This is a genomic window from Bacillus sp. EKM420B, assembly GCF_011065565.1.
GTDB lineage: Bacteria > Bacillota > Bacilli > Bacillales > Bacillaceae > Bacillus > Bacillus velezensis.
On sequence record NZ_JAAMNX010000002.1, the window covers coordinates 874,597 to 893,552 of the forward strand.

General features: G+C 51.6%; 13 protein-coding genes. 11 read left to right on the forward strand and 2 right to left on the reverse strand.

Annotation, left to right across the window (positions count from 1 at the left end):
* The first annotated feature begins 25 nt into the window (after positions 1-25).
* Complete coding sequence (locus G9F48_RS09450) at positions 26-346, forward strand: YuiB family protein (RefSeq protein WP_003151989.1); 321 nt, start codon at positions 26-28, stop codon at positions 344-346.
* A gap of 100 nt (positions 347-446) precedes the next feature.
* Positions 447-1,088: a 3D domain-containing protein gene (locus tag G9F48_RS09455; RefSeq protein ID WP_003151990.1), complete on the forward strand. Its 642-nt coding sequence runs from the start codon at positions 447-449 to the stop codon at positions 1,086-1,088.
* 29 nt (positions 1,089-1,117) lie between these two features.
* Here the strand turns inward: G9F48_RS09455 and G9F48_RS09460 are convergent, their stop codons facing one another.
* Positions 1,118-1,594: a divergent PAP2 family protein gene (locus tag G9F48_RS09460; RefSeq protein ID WP_165409393.1), complete on the reverse strand. Its 477-nt coding sequence runs from the start codon at positions 1,592-1,594 to the stop codon at positions 1,118-1,120.
* Between the two features lie 147 nt (positions 1,595-1,741).
* Here G9F48_RS09460 and G9F48_RS09465 point away from each other — a divergent pair, with 147 nt between their 5' ends.
* Positions 1,742-3,232 (forward strand): leucyl aminopeptidase, encoded by a 1,491-nt coding sequence (locus tag G9F48_RS09465; RefSeq protein WP_003151992.1) that lies wholly within the window; start codon positions 1,742-1,744, stop codon positions 3,230-3,232.
* 132 nt (positions 3,233-3,364) lie between these two features.
* Positions 3,365-4,693: a Na+/H+ antiporter NhaC family protein gene (locus G9F48_RS09470; protein ID WP_025650207.1), complete on the forward strand. Its 1,329-nt coding sequence runs from the start codon at positions 3,365-3,367 to the stop codon at positions 4,691-4,693.
* 45 nt (positions 4,694-4,738) lie between these two features.
* On the opposite strand, the gene G9F48_RS09475 is transcribed toward G9F48_RS09470, so the two are convergent.
* Positions 4,739-5,332, reverse strand: a complete 594-nt coding sequence (locus tag G9F48_RS09475; RefSeq protein WP_003151994.1) for a biotin transporter BioY — start codon at positions 5,330-5,332, stop codon at positions 4,739-4,741.
* Between the two features lie 99 nt (positions 5,333-5,431).
* Between G9F48_RS09475 and G9F48_RS09480 the strand changes: the two genes are divergently transcribed.
* The 7 genes from G9F48_RS09480 (at position 5,432) to G9F48_RS09510 (ending at position 18,947) form a co-directional block, all read left to right on the forward strand.
* Positions 5,432-6,028, forward strand: coding sequence for a sulfite oxidase-like oxidoreductase (locus tag G9F48_RS09480; RefSeq protein WP_012118333.1), 597 nt, complete (start codon positions 5,432-5,434; stop codon positions 6,026-6,028).
* A 175-nt stretch (positions 6,029-6,203) separates the two neighbouring features.
* Complete coding sequence (locus G9F48_RS09485; protein ID WP_165409394.1) at positions 6,204-7,076, forward strand: alpha/beta hydrolase; 873 nt, start codon at positions 6,204-6,206, stop codon at positions 7,074-7,076.
* Between the two features lie 135 nt (positions 7,077-7,211).
* Entirely contained in the window at positions 7,212-7,997 is a 786-nt protein-coding gene (locus tag G9F48_RS09490; RefSeq protein ID WP_165409395.1) for a 2,3-dihydro-2,3-dihydroxybenzoate dehydrogenase, read from the forward strand.
* A gap of 23 nt (positions 7,998-8,020) precedes the next feature.
* Positions 8,021-9,217 (forward strand): isochorismate synthase DhbC, encoded by a 1,197-nt coding sequence (gene dhbC / locus G9F48_RS09495; protein ID WP_165409396.1) that lies wholly within the window; start codon positions 8,021-8,023, stop codon positions 9,215-9,217.
* Positions 9,218-9,235: 18 nt separating this feature from the next.
* Positions 9,236-10,861: a (2,3-dihydroxybenzoyl)adenylate synthase gene (locus G9F48_RS09500; RefSeq protein WP_165409397.1), complete on the forward strand. Its 1,626-nt coding sequence runs from the start codon at positions 9,236-9,238 to the stop codon at positions 10,859-10,861.
* Positions 10,862-10,878: 17 nt separating this feature from the next.
* Entirely contained in the window at positions 10,879-11,805 is a 927-nt protein-coding gene (locus G9F48_RS09505; protein ID WP_003152006.1) for an isochorismatase family protein, read from the forward strand.
* Positions 11,806-11,819: 14 nt separating this feature from the next.
* Positions 11,820-18,947 (forward strand): amino acid adenylation domain-containing protein, encoded by a 7,128-nt coding sequence (locus tag G9F48_RS09510; RefSeq protein ID WP_165409398.1) that lies wholly within the window; start codon positions 11,820-11,822, stop codon positions 18,945-18,947.
* Positions 18,948-18,956: the final 9 nt, after the last annotated feature.

The window sequence follows — 18,956 nt, forward strand, 5'->3', positions numbered from 1 at the left end:
AAAGTGCTGTAGGGGGTGGATGTTTGTGATTAGTTTGCCGGTTGTCCTGATCTCAATCGTACTATTTTTTGTACTGTTTTTCGGCATAGGCTTTCTGTTGAACATGCTGCTTAGAATGTCGTGGATTATGGCTGTTGTCTATCCGATTGTATGCCTTTTCATTATCAGCAATAAAAAGATGATCAGTTACGTGCAGGCGCCGGGGGAATCCTTTCAAAGCCTGTTTCAGCGCATCATGTCATTAGCGGTTGCGGATGTCGTGATTTTGGCGGGCGGACTGGCGGGAGCCATCATGTCAGGTATTGCCATAAAGGCGCTCAGAAAAAGAGGATATCAAATGTTTTAAGCCGCTTTCTTATTCGAGAAAGCTTTTTTTGTGTCGCGGCGCTTTTTGTATAGCACCTCACCGAGTTGGGAACAATGACTCGGAGGAGAGTGATTTCAGATTGACGATAATCAGACGCGTATTCATGATCGTGCTCTTTTTGGGCGCATGCCATGCGACATACTTTTCCATAACCGGTGTTGAAGCAAAGGATCTGACAAATTGGATGACGGAACATCGCGGCGCCGTTTTGAAAAACATCGGCACTCCGTTTCAATCCTTACAGAATCAGCCGGAAAAGAAGGCATCAGGCAGGGTAAAGCCGCTGGAAGAAGCTTTTGACTGGGAGCGCTATCCGTCACAAAAGGTGACGGCCACCGGTTATACCGCCGGAGCGGAATCTACCGGAAAATCTCCGGGTCATCCGCAGTACGGTATTACATATTCGGGCGTGAAGGTCAAACGCGATTTATATTCAACTGTTGCGGCCGATCCGTCTGTTTTCCCGATCGGGACGATTCTGTTTATACCGAATTACGGTTACGGGGTTGTCGCCGATACCGGCTCAAAAATTAAAGGCAGCCGCCTTGACCTCTACTTTGACACCGTCAAGGACGTCTATAACAATTGGGGCAAAAAAACACTTGAAGTCTACATTATTAAAAAAGGGAACGGCACAGTGACCGAGGACGAACTTGTAAAGCTGAACGAAACAAAGTCGCTGCAAGTGTTCAGAAATCAATACAAAACGGTAAAAGAATAAAAACGCTTCAGCATCCGCTGAAGCGTTTTTTAAATAAAGAAATAATCTAAAATCAATGTCAGCACAATACCGGTGACGCCGCCGAAGAACACTTCAATCGGCTGATGGCCGAGCAGCTCTTTCAATTTCTTCTGTTTTTCTTTCTCTTCCGCTTTCTGAAAGTCCTTCGCTTCGCTGACAAACCGATTAAAGTCGATGACCAGTTTATTAATGACTGTCGCCTGTTCACCCGCATGCCGTCTGACACCTGTAGCATCGAACATCGTAATGACGGCGAAAATCGCGGCGACTGCAAACAGGGGCGAGTCCAGTCCCTGTTCCAAAGCGATTCCGGTTGACAGCGCGGTGACGGCGGCGGAATGGGAGCTCGGCATGCCGCCGGTGCTCGTCACAAGAGACCAGTCAAGTTTTTTGGATACGATAAATTGAATAGGCACTTTTACAACTTGGGCAAAAATAATGGCGGCAAAACTCGCCAGTAAAGGAAAATTCATAAGTACATCCATATGCGACATCCTTTCTGTATCTGCTGATTCCGATCGTATCGAAAAACTGCAGAAAACGCCCTTAGTTTGGTAAAATAAAATCAATGAAAAATGTTTTTTCATTATACCACTTTACATAACAAATACCCACATAAGGAGTGTGTACTCATGTTTTATGCATCTGATCAACTGCGGCATCCCGAAACACTGGTCATCGGTCTTTTTCAAAAAAGCACGCTGAACGGATTTACGAAGGAATTGGATGATAAATTGGACGGTCATCTGACCCAGCTGTTAAAGGATGGTGATGTGTCCGCCAAACGCAATCGTGTATCAAAAGTATACCCTCCGGCTGCGACCGGTATGAAACGTATTTATTTTATCGGCCTGGGAAGAGAAGCGGATTATTCGTTTGAGGATACGAAAGAATGCTTTGCACGAGTATTTCAGCAGATTCATCAAGATAAAAAACAGGAAGTTTCCGTGTTGCTCGATACATTCGTCTCCGGGGAAGTGCCTGCCGCCGATGCCGCTCATGCGCTTTCGGAAAGCTGTCTGCTTGCGGTTTACGAAGTGCAGGATTATAAACATAAATCGAATGAGCCGGATCAGGAACTGAAATCAGTCTGCGCCGTGACCGAAGAAGACCTGAGGGAAGTGCAGGCCGGCCTGAACGTCGGCGCGGCATACGGCCAAGGGACGAATTCAGCCCGCACGCTTGTGAATATGCCGGGTAATATGCTGACGGCCACTGATTTGGCGTCATATGCCGCTGAGCTTGCGGCAAAATACGATTTCGAGTGTGAAATTTTAGAAAAAGATGAAATGGAAGAGCTCGGCATGGGCGGGCTGCTTGCTGTTAACAAAGGCTCATCCGAACCGCCGAAAATGATCGTTCTGAAGTATCAGGGCAAAGATCAGTGGGAAGACGTCATCGGCCTGGTCGGTAAAGGAATTACCTTTGATACGGGCGGATATTCAATTAAGCCGAAAACCGGCATCGTCGGCATGAAAAGCGATATGGGAGGGGCCGCCTCGGTATTGGGCGCAATGGAAATTATCGGCGAACTCCGGCCTGAACAAAACGTGCTCGCCGTCATACCGTCTACCGACAACATGATTTCGTCCGATGCCATGAAGCCGGATGACGTCATCGTTTCGCTCAGCGGAAAAACCATTGAGATCCTGAACACCGATGCGGAAGGGCGTCTCGTGCTTGCCGACGGCATCACATACGCCAAGCAGCACGGAGCCTCTGTCCTTGTAGACGTCGCAACGTTAACGGGCGGTGTCATTGTCGCCTTAGGGAACGAAATGACGGGCGCCATGACCAATCACGCCGCGTTTTATGAACAAGTGGCGGAATCGGCGAAAGAATCCGGCGAGCCGATCTGGCAGCTTCCGATTACAGAAAAGGATAAAAAACGGGTGAGAAACAGTCAGATGGCTGATTTGAACAATTCCCCGGGAAGAGAAGGCCACGCGATTATGGCGGGGGCATTCCTTGGTGAATTCGCGGAAAACACGCCGTGGGTTCATCTCGATATTGCGGGAACCGCGACGGCGAATAAAGCGACATGCTTCGGCCCTGCCGGCGCAACAGGCGTCATGGCAAGGACGTTGGCTGTTTTGACTGAGCGGTTTACGCCCGAAAGATAACAGCATCCCGCTGCCTTGATGCAGCGGGTTTTTTGATTTCCAAAATCTTTAGTTGACTAAAGCGCAGAATGTATGTTAACTTTAATTATCTACTACATTAGCAAACTAAAGGATTTTTGGAGGGACTCATCAATGAATGCTGTTGTTGTCGCAGTATTGCTTATGCTCGTCTTAAGCCTGCTGCGTGTCAATATTATTATAGCTTTAATGATCGGCGCGCTTGCCGGCGGGCTGACCGGCGGCTTAGGCCTCGGAGAGACGGTGAAGGCTTTTACGGACGGTCTCGGCGGAAATGCCACCGTCGCGGTCAGCTACGCGCTGCTCGGAGCATTTGCCGCGGCACTGACAAAGACGGGGCTTCCCGATGCAATGGTGGAAGCGTCTGTCAAACTAATCGGAAAAAAGGAAGATTCGCGGAAAAAAGCACTGTCAAAAGTGTTAATCGTACTGATTATTTTAATCATATCCTGTTTCTCGCAAAACGTGGTGCCCGTTCACATTGCGTTTATTCCGGTATTGATTCCGCCGCTTTTAAAAATATTTAACGAACTTGAAATAGACCGCAGGCTGATCGCGTGTGTGATGACATTCGGACTGACTGCGCCGTATATCGTTCTGCCTGTCGGATTCGGACAGATTTTCCAAGGGATGCTGAGAGATAATATGGCGTCCGCCGGTTTAAAGGTGCCGCTCAGTGATATCCCGTATGCTTTAATCATCCCGACGGCCGGGATGGTAGTCGGATTAATTTTATCCGTCATCGTCTTCCGGAAACCGAAGAAATATGAGACGAAGGAGATTGCCGGACTGTCGTCTTCTCCTTATACGAAAAAAAGCATTGCCATTGCCCTGATCTCCATTGCCGTGTCGCTTGCCGTTCAGCTCTATCTGTCACAAGTGCTCGGAGTGGAAGGTATGATCATGGGCGCGCTTGCCGGCTTGTTTACGCTGTTTATCAGCGGAGTCATGAAGCGCAATGAAGCGGATAAGCTGATCACGGACGGCATGATTCTGATGGCTTTTATCGGGTTTGTCATGCTTGTTGCGGCCGGTTTTTCAAATGTATTGAACAAAACAGGCGATGTGGCTTCCTTGGTCAAAGCATCAACAGGCTTTATCGGTCACAGTCAATCATTAGGCGCGCTCCTGATGCTGGTGGTCGGTTTATTAATCACGATGGGAATCGGATCATCATTTGCAACCGTACCCGTCATTACGACCATATTTGTCCCGCTGTGCGCTCAGCTCGGATTCAGCCCGATGGCGACGATCGCCGTAATCGGAGCGGCCGCCGCGGTCGGTGATGCGGGTTCTCCTGCAAGTGACAGTACGCTCGGGCCGACGTCAGGCCTCAGCGCCGACGGACAGCACCACCACATTTGGGATACGTGCGTACCGACATTTATTTTCTATAACATTCCGCTTGTGATATTCGGGTGGATTGCCGCGCTTGTTCTGTAAAAAAGGCTCCCGGAAAGGGGAGCCTTTTTGTATGCTGAGAACATCTTACGCCGGATTTCTGCTGAACCCCGTCGCTTTATGAATAGATCTGTATACGGCAGGCGCGATAGATGCCAATAACAGTGCTAAAATGATATCTTTTATGAAAAACCATATCATGTAAAACCAGGCCATTCCGTAGCTGATCGGAGCATGAAGCCATAATTTCAGCGCAATATACGTATAGGTCGTGCCAATGATATAAATGACGGCGGTACCGATCAAAGAGGCCCATGCATAATGCAGGCGGCCGGGTTTTTTTGTTTTTTCCAGCAGCCATCCGGCTGCAAATGCCGCCGGGATGTAAGCGAGAATAAATCCGCCGCTCTTTCCGATAAACGGCGCAAAGCCTGCTGAGAATTGAGCGAAAACAGGCGCCCCCGCGAGTCCGGCCAATGCGTATACCGTCATTGCAATGGCTGCCCGTCTGGCGCCGAGAAGCATCGCGGCTAACAGACAAAAGAAAGGCTGCAGCGATAACGGAATTCCCGCAACTTGCAAAAAAGGAGCCATTGATGTAATGTTGGCGCCGACGGCCATCAGTGCGGCAAACATGCCGATAAGCGCCATATCGCCCGCACGAAGGTTGCGTTGTTTCATTTGTTTTTCCCCCTTACACTTGTACCAGATTAGCGTAATCGAAGGGTGATTGATTGTCAACAAAGATTTAATATAGGTTTACTAAATGGAGGGAGCCATATGTTTTTCGGGAAAACGAAACAAACAAAACAGTCGGAACGGATTCCGCCAAATCAAAATGTCACAACGAAGTTTCCCGTGCTTCACGCCGGAAATGTTCCTTATTATGAAGATATGTCAAAATGGAATCTGCAAGTGTACGGGCTTGTTGACCGTCCTATGCTGTTAAGCTTTGAAGATATCAAAGCCTTTCCGGAAGCCGAAGTGAAAAATGATATTCATTGCGTCACGGGCTGGTCCCGTCTTGATAATATCTGGCAGGGAATACGCGCCAAAGACATCGCTGAGAAAGCGGGTGTGCACAAAGAAGCGGGATTCGTCATTCTGCACGCTGAAGAGGGCTGGACGGCCAACCTGCCGCTTTCTGATTTTACGCGGGAAACATCCCTGCTGGCATATGCGCATAACGGCGAGCCGTTAACGCCAGAGCACGGCTATCCGCTCAGAGGCGTTTTCCCCCATCTTTATTTTTGGAAAAGCGCAAAATGGCTGCGCGGCATTCAGTTCACAAAGGAAAACCACCCCGGCTTTTGGGAGAAAAACGGCTACCATATGAGGGGAGATCCATGGAAGAATGAGCGCTTTACATGGGATTAAGCCCCTATCCCTATATAGTTCTTAGGTACCTTATTGAAATAAGGTGCTTTTTTTATATCAAAAATCCATTGACTTTGTTTGGCAAAAAACCTATTATTTGAGGTGTCTTTTGATATTGAAAATCATTATCAATAAGGGTAGATAAAGCAATTGCCACAAAGGGGTTGAACACATAATGGACGGAAAACAACAAATAAACCGGGGGTTCGCGCCGGCCGGCCGATACGCGGTTCCGGGCACAGAAGTAAGAGAAATGCGCTCAAAAGGAGGCCGTACGTATCGTATCTTTGTCTCTTTACCTCAGGAAGAACCGCCTGCATCCGGCTTCCCCGTCATATACCTGCTCGATGCGAATTCCGTGTTCGGCACAATGGCCGAAGCTTTGCGGGTGCAAAGCCGGCGGCCTGAAAAAACAGGTGTTGTTCCGGCGGTGATTGTCGGAATCGGCTACCCGACAGATCAGCCGTTTTCCGCCGAACGGCACAGTGATTTTACGATGCCGCTTTCTGAATCAGAATTGCCGGTGCATCCGCGCGGCGCGGCATGGCCCGAACAGGGAGGGGCGGAAGCGTTTCTGGAGTTTATAGAAGAAGAAGTAAAGCCCGCGATGGAGCGGGATTATCCGATCGACAGAGGCAGGCAGACGATTTTCGGCCATTCGCTGGGCGGTCTTTTTGTGCTGCAAGTGCTTTTGACGAGGCCGGACATGTTCCAGACCTATGTTGCGGGAAGTCCGTCAATTCATTGGAACAAGCGTTTTATTCAGGAAAACGCAGAACGTTTGTCAGACCGGCTCTCTGCGGAAAATCTTCAAGTCAGCGTATTGCTGGCTGCGGGAGAAATTGAAAAAACACATAAAAGCAGAATCCCGCAGCACGCAGAGGCGCTGTACGCTTTATTATCCGGATTTGAAGATGATGGAGTCCGCGCTGAATACAGCGAGTTTGAAGGAGAGGGCCATATTTCTGTCCTGCCCGTTTTAATCAGCAGAGCCCTGCGTTTCTGCCTGAATCCGGGAGGGCTGCATACCCCGTATTCGCCCGCATGAGAAAAAACAGGCCCTTCGAACTAAATGCGGCTGATTCTAATTTTCTAATTGACTGCGTGTTTTGATTTGGATATGATTGTCTTGAATCATAATTGATAATGATAATCATTATCAATATAGAAAGGGAATGATAATATGGACGCATTGGGAATGAAAGGGAAAACAGCCGTTGTCACCGGCGCCGCTCAAGGCATCGGGGAAGCAACAGCGCTTGCCCTTGCTGAACAAGGCGTAAATGTGGCAGCTATAGATACAAATGAAGACCTGCTTCCCGGGCTTACTGACAGACTCCGGCAAAAAGGCGTGCAGGCGCAGGGGTTTGCCGCAGATGTATCTGACAGTGCGGCTGTCAATGATATCATCGCTGCCGTTGAACGTGACATGGGGCCTATTGAAATATTGGCGAACGTTGCGGGCGTGCTGCGGCCGGGTCCGGTGCAATCCCTCAGTGATGAAGATTGGGATCACACATTTTCTGTTAATACGACCGGCGTATTTCATGTATCGCGGGCTGTAAGCCGGTACATGATTGAGCGTCAAAAAGGCGCCATCGTTACGGTCGGTTCGAATGCAGCCGGCGTTCCGCGTGCTTCCATGGCGGCTTATGCGGCGTCAAAAGCGGCTGCCGCCATGTTTACGAAATGCCTCGGACTGGAGCTTGCGGCCCATCATATCCGCTGCAACATCGTATCTCCGGGTTCAACGGAAACCGACATGCAGCGGGCGCTGTGGCGGGATGAAAACGGAGCACAGGACGTTATCAGAGGTTCGCTTGATACATATAAAACGGGAATTCCGCTTCAAAAGCTGGCAAAGCCTTCTGATATTGCAAATGCCGTTTTGTTCCTGGCCTCTGAACAGGCAAGCCATATCACGATGCATGATTTATGCGTGGATGGCGGCGCTACTTTAGGCGTTTGATGTAACGAGAAGGAGGGATAATCATGACAAATCAACATGTATTGACGGAAGTGTCTGCAAAAGAGGTGCTGGACGCTTACAAGCCCGGAGCGTTCTTTTTAGCTTCCCCGAAAAGTACGCTCCTTGCAGAAGGTGTGTTTGCAAAAGTGCCGGATGCAGACGCGGAGAATCAGCTGGACTCACTGCCTGAACGTGTGAGACAGACGCTTCTTGAGGCAAAGCAAGCCGGCATCAAACATCCGATTGCGGCCGGCGCCATTCCTTTTGACGGCAGAAAAGCTTCCCGGCTTTTTGTACCGAAGAATGTCCATACGGCAGGCCCGCTTTCGTTTGCGGAATCTTCCACAGAAAAGCCGCAATCCAATACATATGACATCCGTCCCGTTCCGGAGCCTGAGGGCTTTATGAGCGGTGTGGAACAAGGCGTATTCAACATTACGGACGGCCCGCTCAGCAAAATCGTGCTGTCAAGGACGCTTCATCTGACCGCTGAAAAGGATATCGACATTCCTCAGGCCGTCAAGCATTTGGCGCAGCACAACCCGCGCGGCTATACATTCGCTGCGGATGTGACGGGAACGTCAGAAACAAGAAAAACGCTTTTCGGCGCAAGTCCTGAACTGCTGCTGTCCAAAAACGGAACATCGATTCTGTCCAATCCGCTGGCAGGTTCCAGACCTCGCAGCACAGATCCCGCCGAGGATCAGAGAAGAGCGGAAGAACTGCTGCAATCAGCAAAAGATCTGCATGAACATGCCGTAGTCGTGGCCGCCGTGGCCGCCGCCCTAAAACCGTTCTGCCGTGTGCTTGATGTGCCGGAAAAACCGTCACTCATTAAAACTGAGGCGATGTGGCACCTGTCCACCGAGGTAAAGGGAGAGCTGCGTGATCCGTCAACGACATCACTTGAGCTGGCCATCGCCCTGCATCCGACACCCGCGGTATGCGGAACGCCGACGGATGCGGCGAGAGAAGCGATTCAGGATATTGAACCGTTTGACCGCAATTTCTACACGGGAATGGCGGGCTGGTGTGATGCTGAAGGCGACGGAGAATGGATTATTGCACTCCGCTGCGCCGAAGCGGAAACAAGGTCTCTCCGGCTCTTTGCGGGTGCCGGGATTGTCGCCGGATCAAAGCCGCAGGATGAATTGGACGAGACATCGGCGAAATTCCGCACTATGCTCCGGGCGATGGGGCTTTACCAAGATGAGTTGTAAAAAAGGAGGGGACGGATCGTGCTGACTGGATTTACGCCATGGCCGGAAGAATGGGCTGACAAATACCGAAAAGACGGCTGCTGGAAGGGTGAGACGTTCGGAGGAATGCTGAAAGAGCGTGCGGCTTTATACGGAAATCAAACTGCCGTGACGTGTAAAGATGTACATTGGACCTACAAAGAATTAGATGAAAGGGCCGATCGTTTAGCGGCGGGGCTGCATAAGCTCGGAATTCAAAAGGAAGACCGCGTTGTCGTTCAGCTGCCGAATATCGCTGAGTTTTTTGAAGTGATTTTCGCGCTGTTCCGCCTCGGAGCACTGCCCGTTTTCGCGCTGCCTTCTCATAGAAGCAGTGAGATTACGTATTTCTGCGAGTTTGCAGAGGCGAAAGCATACATCATTCCTGATACGCATTCAGGTTTTGATTACAGGGCGCTGGCCAGACAGGTGAAAGACAAACTTCCGGATTTGGCGCATGTCATTGTGGCCGGCGAAGCTGAAGAGTTTCAGGAACTGAGCAGCCTGCATAGAGAGCCTGTTCAGCTGGAAGAGGTAAGCCCGGCGGAAGTCGCTTTTTTACAGCTTTCAGGAGGCAGTACGGGGCTGTCCAAGCTGATTCCGCGAACACACGACGATTACATATACAGTTTGCGCATCAGCGCGGAAATATGCGGCTTGGATCATCACAGCGTTTATTTGGCCGCTCTGCCGACAGCGCATAATTATCCGCTCAGCTCGCCGGGTGTGCTGGGAACTTTATATGCCGGAGGCCGGGTTGTTCTGTCACCGACGCCGAGTCCGGATGACTGCTTCCCGTTAATTGAAAAAGAACGTGTCACGATTACAGCGCTCGTCCCGCCGCTTGCGATGGTGTGGATGGACGCATCCGGTTCACGAAGTGATGATTTATCAAGCCTTCAAGTGCTGCAGGTGGGAGGCGCCAAATTCAGTGCTGAGGCGGCCCGCCGCGTAAAGAGCGCTTTCGGATGCACCCTTCAGCAGGTTTTCGGAATGGCGGAAGGATTGGTGAATTATACGAGACTGGATGATCCTGAAGAAATCATTGTCAATACGCAAGGCAGACCGATGTCACCTTTTGATGAGGTAAGGGTTTTAGACGATGACGGGCGGGATGTCGCCCCCGGTGAAGCGGGACATTTGTTTACACGCGGCCCTTACACGATTCGCGGATATTATAAAGCGCCTGAACATAATGAAAGATCATTCACAGCCGACGGATTTTATCAGACCGGCGATATCGTCAAACTGACGGCGGACGGCTATATCATCGTCGAAGGACGTGCGAAAGATCAAATCAATCGGGGCGGCGAAAAGATTGCCGCTGAAGAGGTGGAAAATCACCTTCTGGCCCATCCTGCCGTTCATGATGCGGCCATGGTTTCAATGCCGGATGATTTTCTCGGAGAGCGGTCCTGTGTGTTCGTCATTCCGAAAGGAGAAGCGCCGAAACCGGGAGAGCTGAAAGCATTTTTACGTGAGCGCGGATTGGCGGCATATAAAATCCCCGACCGGATTGAATTTATCGCTTCTTTCCCGAAAACCGGCGTCGGCAAGGTCAGTAAAAAGGATCTTCGCGAAACGATCGCCCAAAAATTGAAGCCGGCTGAAATCAAACAATCTTAAAAAAGGAAGTGTTTACATTGGCTATACCGTCAATTCCCGCATATGCGCTGCCGACAGCGTCAGATATGCCTGAAAATAAAGTATCGTGGACGCTGAACCCGAAACGCGCGGTGCTTCTGATCCATGACATGCAGAATTATTTCGTCGATGCTTTTGAGAAAGGGAAGGCTCCGATCACGGAGGCGGCTCAGAATATCAAGAAAATAAAAGAGCAATGCAAAGCGCTCGGCATTCCGGTGGTGTACACCGCGCAGCCGGGCAGCCAAGACCCGGCGGACCGCGCGCTGCTGACGGATTTTTGGGGGCCGGGGCTGAAAAGCGGGCCTTATGAAGAAAAGGTCATTCCGGAGCTTGCCCCGGATGATCAGGACATTGTCCTCACAAAGTGGAGATACAGCGCGTTTAAACGGACGAATCTCCTTGACATCATGCGTGAAAGCGGCAGAGACCAGCTCATGATTACGGGAATTTATGCACACATCGGCTGTCTCGTCACAGCCTGTGAAGCATTTATGGATGATATCCAAAGCTTCTTTATCGGAGACGCCGTTGCTGATTTTTCTTCAGAAAAACATAAGATGGCCATCGAATATGCGTCTCAGCGCTGCGCTTACACAGCTTTGACAAACGAAGTGCTGGAGCTGCTGGGCGGCGCGCCGGTTTCTGAAGGAGAAGGGAAGACTTCCGCCGTATTGACAAAAGACCGGGTGCGGGAACAAATTGCGGCGATTCTTCAAGAATCACCGTCTGATATTCCGGATCATGAAGACCTGCTGGACAGAGGCCTTGATTCCGTCAGAATCATGAGCCTTGTCGAACAATGGCGCCGTGACGGAGCTGAAGTGACGTTTGTGGAACTGGCGGAGAACCCGACGCTTGAAGAGTGGTGGAGACTTCTTTCTTCCCGATCTCAAAAAGTCTTGCCGAACGCAGATTATTTATAAAGGGAGAGAATAGAATGCATGATACACAACAGCTGCCTCTGACAGGCGCACAGGCCGGTATCTGGTTTGCGCAGCAGCTTGATCCTGATAATCCGATTTACAATACAGGCGAGTACGTTGAGATAAACGGTGCGATCGATGTGAACATATTTAAAACCGCTCTCGAACGCGTGCTGACGGAAGCTGCGTCATTACACGCCCGCTTCGAAGAGGGAGCAGACGGGCCGAAGCAGATCATCAATCCTCCATTTGAAGCTGCGATCGATGTCATAGATGTGAGTTCAGAAGCTGATCCGAAGCAGGCCGCACTCAGACTCATGCAGACAGATTTGGCTGAGCCCGTTGATATGGCGGCCGGGCCTTTGTTCCGCGACATTTTATTTCAGGCGGGACCGGAACGCTTTTTCTGGTATCAGCGCATTCACCACATTGCGATAGACGGCTACGGTTTTTCACTGCTGGCACGGCGTACGGCGCAAATGTACACCGCAATACGGGAAGGACGTCCGGATAACGGGCGCTCCTTCGGCTCTTTGGAGGAACTGGTAAAAGAAGAACAAGAATACCGCGCGTCTGATCAATTCCTGAAAGATCGGGAATTTTGGATGGAGAAATTTGCGGATGAACCTGATGTCGTCAGTTTGGCAGAAAGAGCGCCGAGAACGTCAACAAGCTTTCGGAGAAGCACGGCTTATCTTTCTGAAACGGCTTTGCAGCATGTAAAAGCGATTCCGAACTGGCATGAAGCCGTCACAGCCGCAGCGGCGGTATATGTCCACCGGATGACAAACGCAGGGGATATCGTGCTCGGTTTACCGATGATGGGGCGGATCGGCTCGATTTCACTGAATATTCCGAGTATGGTCATGAATCTTCTGCCTTTGCGGCTTTCTCTCCGACCGGATATGAATTTTCATGAGGCCGTCAGCCAAGTGGCAAAAGAAATCCGAAACATCCGGCGCCATCAGAAATACCGCCATGAAGACATGCGCCGCGATCTTAAATTGCTCGGAGAAAATCGCAGGCTGTTCGGCCCGCAAGTCAATGTGATGCCGTTTGACTATGCGCTTGATTTCGCCGGAGCGCCAGGTACCGTCCATAACTTATCAGCCGGGCCCGTTGATGATTTGTCAATTAACGTTTACGACAGAGCGGACGGAAGCGGAATGCGTGTGGACTTTGATGCGAATCCGGAAGTGTACAGCGCCGAAGATATTGAAAACCATCAAAAACGATTCCTGCTTCTGCTGGAATCCGCTGTGAAAGACCAGACACAAAAAATCGGCACACTCAACCTTCTGCCTGAAAGTGAACGTCTCTGCGTACTGGAAAGCTGGAATGACACGCGCAAGGCCGGGAAGCAGAAAAGTCTGCCGGAGCTGTTTTACGAACAGGCCGTAAAAACACCGGACCGGCCGGCAATCATCACCGAAAACGAAGAGCTCAGCTATGCCGAATTGAACAAGCGCGCGAACCAGCTTGCCGGCATGCTAAAGGAAAAGGGGCTCGGACCGGAACAATTTGTCGCTTTGCTGCTTCCGCGGTCACAGGAGTTGGCCGTTAGCATGCTGGCCGTTTTGAAAACGGGAGCCGCATACCTGCCGCTTGATCCTGATTTTCCTTCTGAGCGGATCACATACATGCTCAAAGATGCACAGCCTGCATGCCTGATTACAACGATGGAATTATCCGGCCGCATGCCGGAAGACAGTGATGCAAAAAGGATCATTCTCGATGACCCCGATACGGTAAAAACCGTTGCCGCTCAAAATGCTGACTGTCCCGCTCAGGCGGAATGTTCGCCTTTGCACCCCGCTTATATCATCTATACATCGGGTTCAACGGGCAAACCGAAAGGCGTAGTCGTGACATTAAAAAGCGTAAGCAATTTCCTCTTATCCATGAGGGAAATGTTCCCGCTCGGCGCACAAGACCGCCTGCTTGCCGTTACGACTGCGGCGTTTGATATTTCCGGACTTGAGCTCTTCCTTCCGCTCATCAGCGGAGCGGGGTGCGTCATCGCACGTAAAGAGACGATTCAGGAACCGCGGACGCTTGCGAACATGATTCACTCATACGGTATTTCAATCATGCAGGCAACGCCGACATTGTGGCATTCATTAGTCACCAATGAACCGGATTCCCTCCGGGCGCTGCAGGTGCTTGTCGGAGGTGAGGCGCTTCCGAACGCGCTTATGCATGCTCTGCTTGAATCAGGCTGTACGGTGACGAATCTGTACGGGCCGACTGAAACAACAATCTGGTCGGCCGCACAGCCGCTTGCAAAAGACCATACAGCGGCGCCTCCGATCGGAACGCCGATTTGGAACACGCGGGTATACGTGCTGGACGCCGCATTGCAGCCAGTCCCGCCGGGAATTGCGGGCGAGCTTTATATAGCGGGCGAGGGGCTTGCCAGAGGTTATTATAACCGTCCTGATTTAACAGCTGAAAGATTCATTGCCGATCCGTACGGACCCGCGGGCGCGAGGATGTACCGGACGGGAGATCTCGTGCGCTGGCGTGAGGACGGCTCGCTTGATTATATCAGCAGAGCCGATCACCAAATTAAAATCCGCGGGTTCCGGATAGAATTAGGAGAAATTGAGTCAGTGCTGTCGAAATACCCGGGTATTTCGAAGGCCGCCGTCATTGTCCGTGAAGACCAGCCGGGAGATAAGCGGCTGGCGGCTTATGCTGTCGCGGATCAGCCACTTGATATCGGCGGACTTCGTGAATATATAGGCGAAAGTCTGCCGGATTATATGGTGCCGGGCGCGTTTGTACAGCTGAAAGAATTGCCGCTGACGCCGAATAAGAAGCTCGATCGCAGCGCTCTGCCTGCACCTGATTTTTCCGCTGTCCTGTCTGACAGAGGGCCGCGGACGCCGCAGGAAGAAATATTATGCGATCTGTTTGCCGAAGTTCTCGGTCTCGCGCGGGTCGGAATTGATGACGGGTTCTTTGAATTGGGCGGACATTCGCTCTTAGCCGGACGCCTGATGAGCCGGGTCCGGGAGACGATGGGCGCAGAGCTTGGCATCGGCCGTCTGTTTGATACGCCGACCGTTGCCGGGCTCGCCGCACAGCTTGACACCGCAAAGAGTGCGCGGCCTAAGCTCAAGCCGTTTGACCGGCCGGAGCACATCCCGCTGTCATTTGCGCAGCTGCGTCTTTGGTTTCTCTACTGTCTTGAAGGGCCGAGCCCGACTTACAACATTCCGGTGATTGTCCGCATGTCAGGCAAGCTTGACCAATCAGCGCTGAAACACGCCTTTTACGATGTTGTCAGCCGTCATGAAAGCCTGCGCACCGTTTTTCCGGAAAATAAGGGATCATCCCATCAGCTCATTTTACCTGCTGAAGAAGCCCGCCCTGTGTTTACAGTGACACAAGCAGACAAAAACGAGCTCCAAGACATGCTTGCCGCTGCGGCACGATACCGGTTTGATCTCGCTAAAGAGCCGGCCGTCCGGGCTGAACTGTTTGATCTTGGTGACGGCGAATATACGCTGATGGTTCTCCTGCATCACATCGCAGGCGACGGCTGGTCCTTGAATCCGCTCATGCGTGACTTATCCATAGCCTATATCGCCCGGCAAACAGGTGAAAAAGCAGAATGGGCGCCGCTGGCGGTTCAATATGCGGATTATGCGCTTTGGCAGCAGCAGCTTTTAGGCAGCGCGTCTGATTCTGAGAGCTTAATTGCGCGCCAGCTGGATTTCTGGAAGAAAACGCTTGAAAATGTACCGGATCAGCTGGAGCTGCCGTCTGATTTTCCGCGTCCCGCTGAATCAAGCTACAGGGGCGGCGTCATTCCGGTCAACATCGGCCAAGAGCTTCATGCCCGTCTTCTCTCACTTGCCAGAAATCAGCGCGTAAGCCTGTTTATGGTGCTTCAATCAGGGCTTTCCGCACTGCTGACCCGGCTCGGGGCGGGAACCGATATTCCGATCGGCAGTCCGATAGCCGGCCGCAGTGATGACGCATTAGGAGACCTTGTGGGTATGTTCATTAATACACTCGTACTGAGAACCGATACCTCTGGCGATCCGAGCTTTTGTGAGCTTCTTGAAAGGGTCAGGGAAATGAATCTCGCAGCATATGAACATCAGGACGTGCCGTTTGAACGTCTCGTGGAAGAATTGAATCCGGTTCGCTCCCGGTCAAGACATCCGCTGTTCCAAGTGATGCTCGCATTCCAAAATACGCCTGATCCTGTACTCAGTCTTCCTGATATGGAAACAAGCCTGCAAATCAGCAGTGTCGGATCGTCCAAATTTGATTTGACGCTGGAATTGGCTGAACAGCGCCATGACGACGGCACGCTTGCCGGTATTGAAGGCCTGCTGGAGTTCAGTACGGACTTATTCAGAAAAGAAACGGCTGAAGCACTTGCCGGACGCCTGCTTCTTTTGCTCGAAGATGCCGCATCACATCCGGATAAACCGATCGGAAGCTTAACCATTCTTTCTGATGAAGAGCGCCGGAAGCTTTTGCCGGTTAAACAGGCAAAACAGCATATTCAGCCTCGGCAGACACTGCCTGAACTGTTTGAAATACAGGCCGCCGCAAAATCGGATGAAACGGCGGCAGTATTTGAAGAGAGCGGACTCACTTATCAAGAGCTGAATGAAAGAGCCAATCAGCTCGCGCACATGATGATTGCCCGCGGCGTCGGCCCGGAGCAGTTTGTCGCACTGGCGCTGCCGCGTTCTTTAGATATGATTGTCGGGCTGTTAGCCGTCCTGAAGACGGGGGCAGCGTATTTGCCGCTTGATCCTGATTATCCCGCGGACCGCATCGCTTTTATGTTACATGATGCCAAGCCTGTATTTATGCTCACCAATCGTGAAGGCGCAAGTAAGCTCTCTGGCGAAAACGGCATGCACGCCTTCATCCTGGATGATCCGCAGAATAAGGAAACACTTCGGCAATATGCCGTCACGAACCCTGTGAATGCCGACCGGATTCGTCCGCTGAGACCGCTTCACCCGGCCTATGTCATTTACACGTCGGGATCAACAGGTGTGCCGAAAGGTGTCATCATTCCGCACAGCAATGTTATCCGGCTGTTTGAGTCGACGCGGCATTGGTATCACTTTCATTCTGATGATGTATGGACGATGTTTCACTCCTACGCTTTCGATTTCTCTGTCTGGGAAATATGGGGGCCGCTGCTTCACGGCGGACGTCTCGTCGTCGTGCCGCATGACATCAGCAGATCGCCGGAAGCGTTTCTGCATCTCCTCGTGAAAGAGCGAGTGACCGTACTTAACCAAACGCCGTCAGCGTTTTACCAGCTGATGCATGCGGAAAAAGAACACAAAGAGCCGGGGCGTCAGCTCGCACTCAGATATATCATCTTTGGCGGCGAGGCGCTTGAGCTGAGCCGGCTTGAGGATTGGTACAGCCGCCACGCGGACAATCAGCCGGTGCTCGTGAATATGTACGGCATTACGGAAACGACGGTACACGTCAGTTACCTTGAATTAGACAAAAACATTGCCGAACTGAGAGCAAACAGCCTCATCGGCTGCGGCATTCCTGATCTGAACGTATATGTGCTTGATGACCGGCTGGAGCCTGTGCCTCCGGGGATCACGGGCGAAATGTATGTTGCCGGAGGGGGCGTGGCACGAGGCTACTTAGGGCGGCAAAGCCTGACCGCCGAACGCTTTGTGGCTGATCCGTACGGCCCGCCGGGAACGAGAATGTACCGGACAGGGGATTTAGCCCGTCTGCGGACGGACGGTTCTCTTGATTATATGGGCAGGGCGGACCACCAGATTAAAATCCGCGGCTTCCGGATTGAATTGGGGGAAATCGAAGCGGTTCTCGTCAAACATCCGGATGTCGAGGATGCCGCCGCAGTCGTCCGTGAAGACCGGCCGGGAGATAAACGGCTGACCGCCTACCTTGTCCGATCTGCCGGCAGCACTTTGGACACTGGGGACGTGCGCCGGTTTGCCGAAGAAAGCCTGCCGGATTACATGATTCCGTCAGCTTTTGTCCAAATGAATGAACTGCCGCTGACACCGAATGGAAAGCTTGACCGAAAAGCGCTCCCTGCGCCTGACTTCCAAACGGAGGTCACCGGCCGGGGACCGAGAACGCCGCAGGAAGAAATGCTGTGTGAGCTGTTCGCAGAGGTGCTTCATCTGCCGCGTGTCGGTATTGATGACAGATTTTTTGATTTAGGCGGCCATTCTTTGCTTGCGGTTCATTTAATGAGCCGTATTCGGGAAGCGATGGGAGCCGAGCTCAGTATCGGAACATTATTTGAAGCTCCTACGGTGGCAAGCCTTGCTGAAAGACTTGAGTCAGGAACGGGCACAAGCGCGCTTGATGTTCTTCTTCCGCTCAGAACGGCAGGAGAAGAAACACCGTTGTTCTGTGTCCATCCGGCCGGCGGTCTCAGCTGGTGTTATGCCGGGCTGATGTCTTCTTTAGAGGCTGATTATCCGATATACGGCTTACAGGCGAGAGGCATCGGAAAAAAAGAACCGCTTCCGCAAAGCTTAGATGACATGGCGGCGGATTATATTGAAAAAATCCGCACCGTGCAGCCGAAAGGGCCGTACCGTCTGCTCGGCTGGTCTCTCGGAGGGAATGTCATTCAGGCCATGGCGACACAATTACAGAGCCGGGGCGAAGAGGTTTCGCTTTTGGTGATGCTTGACGCGTATCCGAATCATTTTCTGCCGATAAAAAATGCGCCTGATGACGAGGAAGCCGTCATTGCGCTGCTTGCCCTGGGAGGGTACGACCCGGACAGCCTCGGGGATCAGCCGCTTGATTTTGACACCGCGCTGACCATTCTCCGCCGTGAGGGGAGCGCATTAGCCAGCCTGGACGAGTCAGTGATGATGAATCTGAAAGACACGTACGTTAATTCTGTCGGGCTGTTAGGAACATACAAGCCGAAGCCGTTCCACGGAGATGTGCTGTTCTTCAGATCCACGATTATTCCGGAGTGGTTTGACCCGATTGAGCCGGATACTTGGAAACCGTATATTACGGGGAAAATCGAGCGGTATGACCTAGACTGCCGCCATAAAGATATGTGCCAGCCGGGCCCGCTTGCCGACATCGGCGCGATTCTGGCAGAGAAATTAAACGGACGGCGTACAGTCCGGTAAAGAAAGGAA

Bases quoted from the DNA above. Each gene is read 5' to 3' on its own strand.
- G9F48_RS09460 (WP_165409393.1), bottom strand. From the start codon at position 1,594: ATGGATGTACTTATGAATTTTCCTTTACTGGCGAGTTTTGCCGCCATT.
- G9F48_RS09465 (WP_003151992.1), top strand. From the start codon at position 1,742: ATGTTTTATGCATCTGATCAACTGCGGCATCCCGAAACACTGGTCATC.
- G9F48_RS09470 (WP_025650207.1), top strand. From the start codon at position 3,365: ATGAATGCTGTTGTTGTCGCAGTATTGCTTATGCTCGTCTTAAGCCTG.
- G9F48_RS09475 (WP_003151994.1), bottom strand. From the start codon at position 5,332: ATGAAACAACGCAACCTTCGTGCGGGCGATATGGCGCTTATCGGCATG.
- G9F48_RS09480 (WP_012118333.1), top strand. From the start codon at position 5,432: ATGTTTTTCGGGAAAACGAAACAAACAAAACAGTCGGAACGGATTCCG.
- G9F48_RS09485 (WP_165409394.1), top strand. From the start codon at position 6,204: ATGGACGGAAAACAACAAATAAACCGGGGGTTCGCGCCGGCCGGCCGA.
- G9F48_RS09490 (WP_165409395.1), top strand. From the start codon at position 7,212: ATGGACGCATTGGGAATGAAAGGGAAAACAGCCGTTGTCACCGGCGCC.
- dhbC (WP_165409396.1), top strand. From the start codon at position 8,021: ATGACAAATCAACATGTATTGACGGAAGTGTCTGCAAAAGAGGTGCTG.
- G9F48_RS09510 (WP_165409398.1), top strand. From the start codon at position 11,820: ATGCATGATACACAACAGCTGCCTCTGACAGGCGCACAGGCCGGTATC.